We start from the raw sequence: 13,309 nt of genomic DNA, 5'->3' as shown, positions 1-13,309 counted from the left end.
TCGTATCTGGGCCGCTCAGCGCGAGACGATCAGCCCCTTGCTGGTGACGACAACCCAACGGCCGTCCTGCCGGCGGATCGCATCGACGCGGCCAACGCCGGGGATGGGATCGCCCGGATAGACCTCGTAGAGGCCGTCACGGCCTTCGATCAGTGCACCGCCATTGGCGGCGTTGCGCAGCCGCCAGCCGTCGACCGTCGGCATACGGCCGACCTCGGTCTTGGGCGCGGCCGGCACCGGAGGCGGTGCGGCGGCAGTCGCGACCTGGGCCGGTGCGATCGAGCCGGTGGTCTCCTTGGGCACCGCTGCAGCGGCCTGCGCGGGAGCGGCGGGCGGCGCGACGCGGAGCTTGTCGACGGTCTCCGACAGTTTTGCGATCTTCGCCATCGGCTCGGCCTGCGCCTTCTCGAGCTTGTCGAGACGGTCGTTGGCGCGATTGAACTGGGTGATACCGGTTTTCGAGCTGTGCTCGACATTGGCCTTGAGCGCGACGAGGTCGGCATCGATCCGGGCCACCGAAGCATCGAGCGCGCTGGTGTCGGCGACCTGCACCGGCGCCTTCGCGGGGGCGGCGAAGTGCATCATGCCGGCAGTTGCGAGCGCGCCGCTGATCGCGCCGACGCTCGCCGCGATCGCTACCACCGCGGCCATCGCCGACAGACGGCGCTTGCCGCCGGTCTCGCGCGCCTCTTCCGCTTTCACATGCGGGGCAAAATCCTCGCGGTCCCACGAGCCGTTCCGCGACCGCTCCGAAGGCGCCATGACGATGAGCTTGCCGGGCTTCGGCTCGGGCTTGGCCTCGGCTCTGGCTTCGAGCTTAGGCGCCTCAATCCGGGATGCTTCGATTTTTGGCGGCTCGATCTTGACCGGATCAGGTTTGGGCGGCGCCTCGTGGTCCGGCGCAATCGAGGGAGCCTCGATCCCGGCGCCCTCGATCGCCTGCGGCGCGGTCGCAGCAGCTTCGACGACGCCGGTGTCCTGGGCAGCCTGCTCGGGCATTGGTTCGCTCACGGCTCAAATACTCCAGTCTGGGTTGACCTTTTGGTAACTTTCATTGCTTGCGAAATCCTTACCTGCGGACCCGCTTACCGAAATTTTAGGAAGTCATCAGGGGCTGAATTGAGCCGGGAAGATGGAACCGGTGTGGCGGGCGTGAAACAATTTGTAACCGGCGCAAGATGAACGGCTGCGGAATATGCGCTAGGCAGCTATCTCGCTTCCGTCATCCTGAGGTGCGAGCGGAGCGAGCCTCGAAGGACGACGGCCCGGCTGTAGCTCGACCGTTCATGCTTCGAGGCTCTCCATGCGGCGCGCTGCGCCACATGGCTTGCACCTCAGGATGACGGAGAGAGAGTGGCAGCGTGCGCACGCGCGCAGCGCCTCACATCACACTCGTTCACATCACGACGGGCGCATCCGGCAACTCGTTACTCTGCAGGCCCTGCGGCGGAAAATGCCGCGCCAGCTCGCGCGACACCGCTGCGATGCCGTCGATCACGCCGCGCTCGAACTGGCCCGACCTGAATTCGGTCTCCATCGCGCGGCAGATGCTTTCCCATCCCTCGGCACCGACCTTGGCGTGGATGCCGCGGTCGGCGACGATCTCGACATCGCGGTCGGCGAGCAGGAGATAGATCAGGACGCCGTTGTTGTGCGCGGTGTCCCAGATGCGCAGATGCGAGAACACGTCGAGCGCACGCTCGCGGGCCGGCTGGTTGCGGAACAGCGGCGCGCCGTCGAGGGCGCCTTCGACCACGAAGCGGACCTGACCGGAATGGGTGGTCTCGCCCTGCTTGATGGCCTGCTCGATGCGCCCGAGCACGGCTGGCGGAAAGATCTGCTGTGCCCGCCAATGATGCTGCACGAGATGTCTGGCAATGCGTTTGATGCTCATGACCGCTACCAGCTCCCCGAGGCGCCGCCGCCGCCAAAACTGCCGCCGCCGCCGCTGAAGCTGCCGCTGTCACTGCTGCTCGACGATCCGCTGCTCCAGCCGCCCGACGACGAGCCGCTCGACCACGAGCCGCCGCGCGAGCGGCCGGTGCCGGGCGTGATCGCCGAAAATAGATCAGCGATAAATCCGATGATGAAGCCGAGACCACCCAGCGCGAGGGCAAGTCCGACAGACCCGAGAATGAACCAGCTCAGCGCCGCGATGATGCCGCCGGTCGCGATTGACCCGAGCAGCCGCCCGAGCGCGGCGCGGAAGGCGCCGCCGATGCCCACCGATACGAACAGCGTGACGATGAACAGCGGTGCAAGGTCATCGAGACTGCCGAAGTTCACGGTGGGCGAAGGAACCGGCAGGGGTTCGCCGTCGATCACCCGTATCATGCGCTCGACGCCGTCAGCGATACCGCCGGCGAAATCGCCGCTCCTGAATTTCGGCGTGATGATTTCGTCGATGATCCGCCGCGAGGTGACGTCGGTGAGCGCACCTTCGAGGCCGTAGCCGACCTCGATGCGCAGATGCCGGTCGTTCTTGGCGACGACGAGGATCGCGCCGTCGTCGATCTTCTTGCGGCCGATCTTCCAGGCCTCCGCGACCCGAATCGAGAATTGCTCGATCGTCTCCGGCTGCGTGGTCGGCACGATCAGGACGGCGATCTGGCTGCCCTTGCGCGTCTCGAAGTCACGCAGCTTCTGCGACAGCGAGGCGATGTCGCTGCTGGAGAGCGTGCCGGTCTGATCGACCACGCGGCCGGTGAGTTGGGGGATGGCGACGTCGGCGAAGGCGGGGAATGCGAGGGCGAGGACGAGTGCTGCAACGAAAACCACGCGCCACACATTCAGCGTCATCGCCCGGCTTGACCGGGCGATCCAGTATTCCAAAGACGCCAGCGAGATACGGAGAGGCCGCGGCGTACTGGATTCCCCGCCTTCGCGGGGAATGACAGCGGAGTGTGTGTTAGGCATCGGGACTGAACGCGCTTACTTCGCCGGCGCGGTGTTGAAATCCACCTTCGGCGCGGTCGAGATTTCCTTCTCGTTTGCGACCGAGAAGTTCGGCTTCTCCTTGTAGCCGAACACCATCGCGGTGAGGTTGCTCGGGAACGAGCGGATGGTGACGTTATAGTCCTGCACCGACTTGATGTAGCGGTTGCGCGCCACCGTGATCCGGTTCTCGGTGCCCTCCAGCTGCGACATCAAATCCTTGAACAGCGCATCCGACTTCAGCTGCGGGTAATTCTCTGTGACCACCAGCAGCCGCGACAGCGCGCTGGAGAGCTCGCCTTGGGCGGCCTGGAACTTCTGGAAGGCGGCGGGATCGTTCAGCACCTCCGGCGTCGCCTGGATGCTGCCGACCTTGGCGCGGGCATTGGTGACGCCGAGCAGCACGTCCTTCTCCTGCTGGGCAAAGCCCTTCACCGAGTTGACGAGGTTGGGCACGAGATCAGCGCGGCGCTGATACTGGTTCACGACCTCGGACCAATTGGCCTTGATCTGCTCGTCCTCGCTCTGGATCGCGTTGTAGCCGCAATTGGTGAGGCTCAGCGAGGCCAGCGCCGCCAGCACGGTCAGGATCTTGCGCATTAAATTTCTCCCGGTGGAATCTGGCGCAAACTACCAGATTGAGCGCGCGTGATGCCAGACATCTTGTGCCGGCGGCGCGAAAAGCAGCCGACTGACGCAAGCCTCTTGCCTATCCCTGGCCGACATAGTCAACTTGGCGGAACAATAAGATCAAACTGGAAACGCTGAGGGGGAAGCGCGATGACCTCGTTCGAAACCATCCTCGTGGAGAGGCCGGATCCGGCGGTCACCCGGATCGTGATGAACCGGCCGGAGGCGCGCAACGCGCAGAACCTGCAGATGACCTACGACCTCAACGCCGCCTTCGACGCGGCGGTGCAGGACGATGAGGTCAAGGTGATCATCCTCGCCGGCAACGGCCCGCACTTCTCGTCCGGCCACGATCTGCGGCCCGGCGGCAAAAATACCGCCGGGGTCGATTTTCCACCGATCGGGAATTGGGGCGGCTTTGCCGAACCCAATGCCCATGGCCGCTTCGCGCGCGAGCAGGAAATCTATCTCCAGATCACCCGGCGCTGGCGCAACCTGGCAAAGCCGACCATTGCCGAGGTCCACGGCAAGTGCATCGCCGGCGGACTGATGCTGGCCTGGGCCTGCGACCTCATCGTCGCCAGCGACGATGCGCAATTTTGCGATCCCGTCGTCACCATGGGCGTGTGCGGCGTCGAATGGTTCGTGCATCCCTGGGAGCTCGGCCCGCGCAAGGCCAAGGAATTCCTGTTCACCGCCGACAACTGGAGCGCCGAGGTGGCGCAGCAGCTGGGCATGGTCAACCAGGTCGTGCCGCGCGCGGAGCTGACGGCGAGCACGCTGGCGCTGGCGCGCAGGATCGCGGCAAAGCCGTCATTCGCGCTGAAGATGACCAAGGAAGCGGTGAACCGCTCGGTCGATGTGATGGGCCAGCCCGCCGCGATCGACCAGGCCTTTGCGCTGCATCAGCTCTGCCACGCGCACAATCTTCAGGAGTTCGGAATGATCGTCGATCCCTCCGGCCTGCATCCCTCGGTGCGCAAGCCGCCGGCGGCCGCGGAGTAGACGCAATGGATCTCAATCTCAGTGACGAGCAACGGCTGCTGCGCGAGAGCGCGGAGCGCTTCGTGGCCGGAAGCTACGACGCCGATCACCGTCGCAAGATGGCGAACGATCCGCTCGGCTTCAGCCCGGCGGTGTGGAAACAATTCGCCGAGCTCGGCTGGCTGGCGCTGCCGATTCCCGAGGAGTTCGACGGCCTCGGCGGCGGCGCGGTCGAGATCGGCATCCTGATGGAAGCGTTCGGCCGGGGGCTGGTGTCGGAGCCCTATGTCGCGACCGTGGTGCTGGGGGCCGCACTGATCGCCAGATGCGGCACCGATGAGCAGAAGCAGGCGAGCCTGCCGAAGATCGCCGATGGATCGTTGAAGCTCGCTTTTGCGCATTCGGAGCGCGCGGCAAGGTTCGATCTTGCCAAGGTCGCGACATCGGCGACCAGGACGGCGCAAGGCTGGCGCCTCGCCGGCAGCAAGATCGCGGTGCTCGATGGCCACGCCGCCGATGAGATCATCGTCTCCGCGCTCATGCACGACCATCACGGCCCTTCGGGACGGATCGGCCTGTTCGTGGTCCCGGCAACAGCGCCGGGGCTTGCGATTTCCGACTATCCGCGCCTCGGCGGCGGACGCGCCTGCAACCTCACACTGTCCGATCTGCATCTGCCGGAAGACGCCCTGCTCGGTGACGGCGGCGACGCGCTGCCGGCGATCGAATGGGCGGTCGATCGCGCCATGGCCGCGCTGGGTGCGGAGGCCGTCGGCATCATGCAGACGCTGCTGGACACCACGCTCGACTACACCAAGATCCGAAAACAGTTCGGCCGGCCGCTGTCGGCCAACCAGGTCATCCGCCACCGCCTCGCCGACATGGCGATGCAGGTCGACGAAGCGCGCTCGATGGCGTTGCGGGCGGCATTGAAGGTGGATGCTGCGCCGACCGAGCGGGCCCGGGCGGCGTCCGGCGCGAAAGCGAAGATTGGCAAATGCGCGCGCTTCGTCGGCGAGCAGTCGATCCAGCTTCACGGCGGCATGGGCGTCACCGAGGAGCTCGAGGTCGGTGCCTATTTCAAGCGGCTCGTCGCCTTCGACACACTGTTCGGCGGCAGCGCGCATCATTATGCCCGTCACGCCGAACTCGGCCGCAAGGCCTGACACCGGGAGAGCCTCATGGACCTCAGTTTCAATGCCGAAGAGCGCGCCTTCCAGGACGAGGTGCGCGGCTTCATCGCGAAAAATCTCACCGAGGAGATGAAGCGCGCGACCGCGCTGACGCCGTCGGTGTTCTCCGACCCTGATATCGGCATGGCCTGGCAGCGCGCGCTGCACGCCAATGGCTGGGGCGCTCCGGGGTGGCCGGTGGAGCATGGCGGGCCGGCCTGGACGCCGGCGCAGCGCTGGATTTTCGAGACGGAGTCCGCACGCGCCGGCGTGCCCAATGTCAACGTGATGGGCGTGAAGATGGTCGGGCCGGTCATCATCGGCTTCGGCAGTCCAGAGCAGAAGAACTTCTACCTGCCGCGGATTCTCTCCGGCGAGGACTATTGGTGCCAGGGCTATTCCGAGCCGGGCTCCGGCTCCGACCTCTCCTCGCTCAAGACCCGCGCGGTGCGGGACGGCGACGACTACGTCATCAACGGCACCAAGATCTGGACCACGCACGCCCACCACGCCAACCGCATGTTCGCGTTGGTGCGCACCAGCGACGGCGAGCGCCAGCAGGACGGCATCAGCTTCATCCTGATCGACATGACGACGCCGGGGATCACCACGCGCCCCATCCTCACCATCGGCGGTGATCACGAGGTCAACCAGGTGTTCTTCGACGACGTCCGCGTCCCCGTTGCCAACCGCGTCGGTGACGAAGGCAAGGGCTGGACCTACGGCAAATATCTGCTGGAGTTCGAGCGCGGTTCGGGCATCGCCTCAGCCAAGCTGCGCGAGGGCTTGAAGGCGATCGCGGATCTCGCTGAATCGGATCTGACCGGCCGCGCCATCGACAGCCCCGATATCGCCTCTCGCATCTCCGAAGTCGAGGTCGACATCGACGCACTGGAGATGACCGAGCTGCGGGTGCTCTCGGCGCTGCAGACCGGACAGAATCCCGGCGCGGTGTCCTCGATCCTGAAGCTGCGCAACAGCGAAATCCGCCAGGCCGTGACGAAGCTCGGCGTCGACGTGATCGGCCACGACGCCCTCGCGGTCGAGCCGATGCGCCCGCTCTACCAGCTCAATCATGAGCCGGCGACGCCTGAGGAGATGCTGACCACGGTGCCGGAATATCTCAACGGCCGGGCGTATACGATCTTCGGCGGCACGTCGGAGATCCAGCGCGATATTATCGCGAAGATGATGCTGGGGATTTAGCTCTCTCCTCCGTCATTGCGAGGAGCCTTTGCGACGAAGCAATCCAGACCTCTTCTGCGGAGAGATTCTGGATTGCTTCGCTGCGCTCGCAATGACGAGACGCGGTCGAAAGCGTCAGCTCGCCTTCGCGTCCCTGATCGCCTGCCAGATCTTCTGCGGCGTCAAGGGCGTGTTGAGCTGGGTGATGCCGAGCTCGGCGAGCGCGTCCATGACGCCGTTGGCGACGCAAGGCGGGCCGCCGATCGCGCCGGATTCGCCGCAGCCTTTTGCGCCGAGCGGATTGGTGCGGCAGGGCGCGGAATCATCCAGCGTCACCACGATCGGCGGGACGTCGTCGGCGCGCGGGATGCAGTAGTCCTGGTAGCTCGCGGTGAGGAGCTGGCCGTCGGCATCATACGAGACGCCCTCATACAGTGCCTGGCCGATGCCTTGCGCGACGCCGCCATGGATCTGGCCGGTGACCAGCATCGGGTTCACGGCGACACCGACGTCGTCGACCGTGGTGTAACGCACCACCCTGGAGACGCCGGTCTCCGGGTCGATCTCGACCTCGCAGATATGCGTGCCGTTCGGCCAGCTCGGACCGTCGACCTCGCCCTCGGAATCGACGCTCAGCTTGGCGCCGCCTTCCTTCTCGGCGAGATCGAACAGGCTGATGCGGCGGTCGGTGCCGACCACGGTGAGCATGCCGCCCTGATATTCGATGTCCTCGATCGAGGTCTCCAACGCGTTCGCCGCCTTCTCGCGCGCCTTCTGGATCAGATCGTTGGAGGAGACCGCAACTGCCGTGCCGCCGACGAACAGCGAGCGCGAGCCGACGCTGCCAAAGCCCTGCGCAAGATCGGTGTCGCCCTGGACCACGTCGATCTTGTCCATGGCGATGCCGAGCGTGTCGGAGATCATCTGGGTGTAGGTGGTCTGCAGCCCCTGCCCCATCGCCATGGTGCCGGAATGCAGCACGACGCGCCCCTGCGAGGTCGCATGCAGGCTGACCTTCTCGGTGTGGGCGCGGCCGCCGGTCCATTCGATGTAGGAGGTGAGACCGCGGCCGTAAAGCAGGCCCTTCTTCTTCGCCGCCTTCTTGCGCGCGGCAAAGCCGTCCCAGTCGGCGAGCTTCACGGCGCGGTCGAGCATGTGTGCGAAGGCGCCGGAATCGTAGACCTGCCCGGCCGCGTTGGTGTAGGGCAGCTGCGCCGGCTTGATGTAGTTCGCCTTGCGGATGGCGCGCGGATCCATTCCGATCTTTCGGGCCGCGGCGTCGAACAGACGCTCGACGATGAAAACCGCCTCGGGGCGACCGGCGCCGCGATAGGCGCCCACAGGCGCCGTGTGGGTCATCACCGACTTCACCTCGAAATGCACCAGCGGCAAATCGTAGACGCCGGTCTGCACGAACGGCCCGAGCACGAGCGGAATGATGTTCGCGGCACCCGAGGAATAGGCGCCGGTGCAGCCGATCGACTTGACGCGATAGGCCAGCACCTTGCCTTTCTCATCCAGCGCGAAGGAGGCGGTCGAGGTCAGATCGCGGCCATGGGTGCCGCCGACGAACTCGTCGGTGCGGTCGCCGCGCCAGCGGATCTTCTTGTTCAGCTTGGTCGCGGCGTATGCGACGATGCCGTCCTCGGGATAGAGATTGGTCTTCTGGCCGAAGCCGCCGCCGATGTCGCCGACCAGCACGCGGACGCTGTCCTTGGGACGCTTGAGCACGGCCTCCGCCAGCACGTCGCGGGTCGAGGCCGGCGTCTGCGATTGCACGTGCAGCAGCAGGCGGCCGGTCTTCTTGTCGATCTCGGCTATGGTCGAGCGCGGCTCCATCGCGGACGGCACGAGGCGCTGGCTGACGAGATCGAGTTCGACCGTGTGCGCGGCTTTGGCAAAAGCCTCGTCCACCTTGGCGGCATCGCCGTAGGACATCGCGCCGACGATGTTGTCGGGCGCCTCCGGCCACACCACGGGCGCGCCCGGCTTGACGGCCTCGACCGGGTCGACCACCGCCGGTTGCACGTCGTACTCGACCGCGATCGCCTCGGCCGCGCTCTGCGCCTCAGCGCGCGAGGCCGCCACCACCGCGGCCACGGCTTCGCCGGCGTAGCGCACGATTTCATGGGCGAGCAGCCGGCGCGGCGGCACCGTCATCGGCTTGCCGTCGGGGCGCTTGAAGATGCTCAAGGTCGGAATGGTGCCGACATCGTCCTTGACGAGGTCAGCACCGGTGTAGATCGCGGCGACGCCCGGCATCGATGCCGCGGCGCCGGTGTCGATCGAGACGATCCTGGCGTGGGCATGCGGCGAGCGCAGCACGTGCAACCACAAGGCACCGTCTTCCGGCTTGTCGTCGATGAACTGCCCCTTCCCGGTCAGCAGCCGCTGGTCTTCCAAACGCCTGACGGGCTGGCCCGCTCCGAAACGCAAATTGCCGGGAAGAATGTTCATTCCGTGGGATCCTCGAAGTCTCTTGAAATGCGGCAGCCTTTTAGCGGATCGAGGCATGCGAGGCCAGCCGCGGTTTTGGGCGGGATATCCGCGATTTCGTCATGCCCGGGCTTGTCCCGGGCATCCACGTTCTTCTCGTGTGGAGGCGCGTGGAAGGCCGGGTCAAGCCCGGCCATGACGCGACGGAGGGTATGGCTACGCCAGCTCCCTGAGCGCCGCCTCCACGATCTTGCGCGCGTCGTCCGTCAGCGGGGCCTGCGGCGGCACGGGATCGCCGACGTCGTAGCCCTGGATCGCGAGGCCGGCCTTGATGCAGGCGGCGAGGTTGAAGCGGGCGAAGGCCTCGTTGATGCGCCACAGCTTGCGCTGCAGCGTCATCGCCTCGTCCCAGCGGCCGGCCTTGCAGAGGTCGTAGAGCGCGACGCTCTGGCGCGGGATGATGCAGGCCGGGCCTGCCATCCAGCCGAGCCCGCCGATCAGCATCACCGCGGCCGGGATATGAGCGGAAGCCGAGAACACCCGCAAGGAGTCCCCGCAGCGGTTCATGATCGAGAGCAGCCGGCCGGTGTTGGTCGAGGCGTCCTTGATGTAGCCGATGCGCGGATGCTCGGCGAGCCGCGCGATGACGTCGAGGGTAAGGTCGGAGCGCTGGAATTGCGGGTTGGTATAGATGACGACGGGAATGTCGACGGCATCCGCGATGGCGCGGAAATAGGATTCGATCTGGGCGTCGGTGAGCGGGAAATACGCCTCCAGGATCGCCAGGATGCCGTTGGCACCACACGTCTGGTACGCCCTCGCCTGCGCCACCGCATCCGCCGTGGAGGTCGAGGCGATGCCCGCGATCACGGGCACGCGGCCCTTTGCGGCCTCGATCGTGGTCCGCACGACCGCTGTCCGTTGGGCGGCATTGAGATAGGCGAACTCGCCGGTCGAGCCGAGCGGCGTCAGCCCGTGCACGCCGGCGCCGATCAGATCGTCGCAAAGCCTTGCGAGCACGTTGGTGCGCACCGTGCCGTCGGCATCGACGGGCGACACCAGGTAGGGAAACACACCGTGAAATTCGGCCATGTCGGAGTCCAATGAGGAAGGCCGGCAGCACACCGGCAAGCCGGCGTCGCCCACCCGGCATTGCTGCTAACACGCGACAAAATTGCCAGCAAGCGCGCGCATTGACCACTTCTTAAGGACGTTGCGCGCCGGCCATCCGTGTCGCGCCCCTCTCCTACCCCATGTTAGGGAGTGACGGCGATGGTGCCGGCATGCCTCTCACAATGCTGTCCAGGTATTTGCATCCCGATCCGCGCATCCGGCGCGAGCTCGTCGATCTCCTGTACACGTCGCTGCCGCAGGTGTCCGCCATCGGCGTCACCTCGGTGACGGGTGCCGTAGCGCTCGCGATCATGAGCGGCGATATCGGCTATGCCGTGATCTCGGTCTTCATCTTCATCACGGCCGCAGCCCGCATCTTTTCCCTGTTCCGCTACCGTTCGCGCGCGGCGCAATTCTCCGATGCCGACGTGATCCGCTGGGAACGGATCTACGGGGCCGGCGCATCCGCGTTCGGCCTCGCGCTCGGCATGCTCTCCTATCGCGCGCTCGAGATCGACGACGACCCCGGCGCCTGGATCGCGTTCGGGCTCTCGATGTCGTTCTGCGTCGGCATGGTTTCGCGCGCGGCGATCCGTCCGTGGATCATCCTCACCACGGCCGCCGTGCTGTTGACGCCGACCATCGTCGGCGGCCTACTGCGGCCGGAATTCGCCTACAAGATCGGCGCGATCATGCTGGTGTTCTTCTGGCTGACCTTGCGCGAGGCTTCCGGGCATCTCAGCGCCGCCTTCGTGGAGCGCCTCGAAGCCAAGCACCGCCTGGCGCGGCAGGCCACCCACGACTTCCTCACGGGACTGCCGAACCGCGCCGCGTTCTTCCAGGCGCTGGCCGAGACGAAGGACGACTTCGCCATCGTCGCCATCGATCTCGACGGCTTCAAGCCGGTCAACGACCGTCACGGCCATCAAGCCGGTGACGACCTGCTGCGTCAGGTCGCGGAGCGGCTGTCGCTCTGCGTCGGCAGCAACGGCATCGCCGCACGATTCGGCGGCGACGAGTTCCTGATGCTCAAGCCGGTTGCGGCAGGCGACGACGGCCGCGAGCAAGCACTCGCGCTGGCACGCCAGGCCATTGCCGATCTCTCGATGCCGTTCCTGCTGACGGACATTCCGGTCCGCATCGCGGCGAGCGCCGGCATTCTCGTCAGCACCGGCGCGGTGACCGCAGCCAGGGCCTCGCAGCTGCTGGAGCGGGTCGACCGCGCCCTCTATGTCGCCAAGCGCAATGGAGGCGGACGCTGGACCTGGTCGGACGAGAACGCCGTCCTCGAACGCGCTGCAGGCATCCGCTGAACTCCTCGCGGCCATGTGACGCAATTCTCGGATTGCTGCATGTTCCTGTGAGCCGCTCCCAATCCTATGTTCGTCGGCCGTGGGCTGTAGAGGCCATTCCTTGTCCTGGCCACCCGGCCAGTTTCGCGATTCCCCGCGATATCCCAGATTGGAGACACCTCATAGGAGCCAACCATGACCGACCTTACCTCCCTGTCGTCCGCCCTCGCGGATCTGGTTGCGCGCACCGCGCCGTCCATCGTCTCCGTGCACTCGCATCGCTCCCGCGCCACCGGCTTCGTCTGGAAGAACGGCCTGATCGTCACCGCCGACGAGGCGCTGGCCGACGAGGGCGACGTCGAGATCGGCCTCCCCGACGGCCGCCGCGCGGCCGCCACGATCGCCGGCCGCGACCACACCACCGATATCGCGTTGCTGCGCGCCGACACCGCGACGGCCCCAATCAAGCTCACCGCGACAGTCCCGCCGCTGGGCGCATTGGCGATCGTGGTCGCCACCAGCCGCGACACGTCGAGCGCCGCACTCGGGATGGTGTCGGCCTCCGGCAACGGCTGGCGCTCCTTGCGCGGCGGCGAGATCGATGCGCGGATCGATCTCGACATTCGCCTGCGCGGCAGCCAGCAGGGCGGCCTTGCGCTCGATGCATCGGGCGAAGCCTTCGGCATGGCCGTGCTCGGACCTCGGCGCGTGCTGGTGATCCCGACCGCGACGATCGAGCGCGTCGCGGCGCAGCTGGAGACGCGCGGCCGCATCGCCCGCGGATATCTCGGCCTCGGGCTGCAGCCGCTCCGGCTCGACGACGGCGTCGGCGCGATGGTGATGAATGTCGACAAGGCCGGACCGTCGGCCGCCGCCGGCATCCGCCAGGGCGACGTGATCGTCGCGGTCAACGACCAGAAGCTGTCAGGCGTGCGCGCGCTGTCGCGGACGCTGGGTCCGTCCAGCGTCGGCGCGGTGGTCGACGTCGCCGCGCGCCGCGGCGGCGAGCCGGTCAGCTTCAAGGTCACGGTCGGCGAGAGGCCGGAGGCGTGAGCGAGGACCAAACGCCGGAGATCGTGCTCGCTCTGGAGATCGACGACCCCGCGCTCGCCGGTCGCCTCGAGGCGTTGCTCGGCAGCGTCGCCGGGGTTCGCCTCGCCGCGCCGGGCGAGACCGCGGCGGCGACGATCGTCGCCCGTGATCCGCGCGTCATGCCCGACGACATCGCACTGACGCAGCGCGAGCTCGATGTACTGGCGCTGATGGCCGAAGGCGCCTCCAACAAGATGATCGCGCGCCAGCTCGGCATCTCCGTGCACACCGTCAAGTTCCACGTCGGCTCGCTGCTCGACAAGCTGGATGCCACCGGCCGCACTGATGCCGTCGCGCATGCGGCGCGCCGCGGCGTGATAGAGCTCTGAGCGGCGACGCGCCACTCTCTCAGCGTCATTGCGAGCGCAGCGAAGCAATCCAGAGTTTTTCCGCGGAGACAGTCTGGATTGCTTCGCTACGCTCGCAATGACGACTGGGATAGGGCTCGATCCGACCTCTCCCTGCAAAGCG

General features: G+C 66.5%; 12 protein-coding genes. 6 read left to right on the top strand and 6 right to left on the bottom strand.

Features of this window, described 5'->3' with window-relative positions:
* Positions 1-15: 15 nt before the first annotated feature.
* From CIT40_RS06785 to CIT40_RS06770, 4 genes are all read right to left on the bottom strand, one after another.
* Entirely contained in the window at positions 16-999 is a 984-nt protein-coding gene (locus tag CIT40_RS06785) for a hypothetical protein (protein WP_162307829.1), read from the bottom strand.
* A 397-nt stretch (positions 1,000-1,396) separates the two neighbouring features.
* Complete coding sequence (locus CIT40_RS06780) at positions 1,397-1,894, bottom strand: TPM domain-containing protein (RefSeq protein WP_094891697.1); 498 nt, start codon at positions 1,892-1,894, stop codon at positions 1,397-1,399.
* A gap of 5 nt (positions 1,895-1,899) precedes the next feature.
* Positions 1,900-2,799 (bottom strand): TPM domain-containing protein, encoded by a 900-nt coding sequence (locus tag CIT40_RS06775; protein ID WP_162307382.1) that lies wholly within the window; start codon positions 2,797-2,799, stop codon positions 1,900-1,902.
* A 132-nt stretch (positions 2,800-2,931) separates the two neighbouring features.
* Complete coding sequence (locus CIT40_RS06770) at positions 2,932-3,534, bottom strand: LemA family protein (RefSeq protein WP_094891699.1); 603 nt, start codon at positions 3,532-3,534, stop codon at positions 2,932-2,934.
* A gap of 180 nt (positions 3,535-3,714) precedes the next feature.
* On the opposite strand from CIT40_RS06770, the gene CIT40_RS06765 reads away from it, so the two are divergent.
* The 3 genes from CIT40_RS06765 to CIT40_RS06755 are packed head-to-tail and all read left to right on the top strand — an operon-like array spanning position 3,715 to position 6,926.
* Complete coding sequence (locus CIT40_RS06765) at positions 3,715-4,569, top strand: enoyl-CoA hydratase (protein ID WP_094891700.1); 855 nt, start codon at positions 3,715-3,717, stop codon at positions 4,567-4,569.
* Positions 4,570-4,574: 5 nt separating this feature from the next.
* Positions 4,575-5,714 (top strand): acyl-CoA dehydrogenase family protein, encoded by a 1,140-nt coding sequence (locus tag CIT40_RS06760; protein ID WP_094891701.1) that lies wholly within the window; start codon positions 4,575-4,577, stop codon positions 5,712-5,714.
* A 15-nt stretch (positions 5,715-5,729) separates the two neighbouring features.
* Complete coding sequence (locus CIT40_RS06755) at positions 5,730-6,926, top strand: acyl-CoA dehydrogenase family protein (protein ID WP_094891702.1); 1,197 nt, start codon at positions 5,730-5,732, stop codon at positions 6,924-6,926.
* 114 nt (positions 6,927-7,040) lie between these two features.
* Here CIT40_RS06755 and CIT40_RS06750 read toward each other — a convergent pair whose 3' ends face one another.
* Positions 7,041-9,362: a xanthine dehydrogenase family protein molybdopterin-binding subunit gene (locus tag CIT40_RS06750; RefSeq protein ID WP_094891703.1), complete on the bottom strand. Its 2,322-nt coding sequence runs from the start codon at positions 9,360-9,362 to the stop codon at positions 7,041-7,043.
* A gap of 195 nt (positions 9,363-9,557) precedes the next feature.
* Entirely contained in the window at positions 9,558-10,433 is an 876-nt protein-coding gene (locus CIT40_RS06745; RefSeq protein ID WP_094891704.1) for a dihydrodipicolinate synthase family protein, read from the bottom strand.
* 191 nt (positions 10,434-10,624) lie between these two features.
* Between CIT40_RS06745 and CIT40_RS06740 the strand changes: the two genes are divergently transcribed.
* From CIT40_RS06740 to CIT40_RS06730, 3 genes are all read left to right on the top strand, one after another.
* A complete protein-coding gene (locus CIT40_RS06740; RefSeq protein ID WP_094891705.1) occupies positions 10,625-11,767 on the top strand; it encodes a GGDEF domain-containing protein in 1,143 nt (380 codons plus the stop codon).
* Between the two features lie 174 nt (positions 11,768-11,941).
* The gene (locus tag CIT40_RS06735) at positions 11,942-12,799 is read left to right on the top strand and encodes a S1C family serine protease (protein WP_094891706.1); all 858 of its coding nucleotides are present in this window, start codon (positions 11,942-11,944) and stop codon (positions 12,797-12,799) included.
* Positions 12,796-13,167 (top strand): response regulator transcription factor, encoded by a 372-nt coding sequence (locus CIT40_RS06730; RefSeq protein WP_094891707.1) that lies wholly within the window; start codon positions 12,796-12,798, stop codon positions 13,165-13,167. The genes CIT40_RS06735 and CIT40_RS06730 overlap by 4 nt, the downstream gene beginning before the upstream one ends.
* The last annotated feature ends 142 nt before the right edge of the window (positions 13,168-13,309 follow it).

Origin of the sequence: Bradyrhizobium amphicarpaeae (genome assembly GCF_002266435.3) — a bacterium.
In the GTDB taxonomy this organism is placed as follows: Bacteria; Pseudomonadota; Alphaproteobacteria; order Rhizobiales; family Xanthobacteraceae; genus Bradyrhizobium; species Bradyrhizobium amphicarpaeae.
The sequence above is the reverse complement of the archived record's forward strand: the minus strand, read 5'-3'. Positions and strand labels throughout refer to the sequence as shown.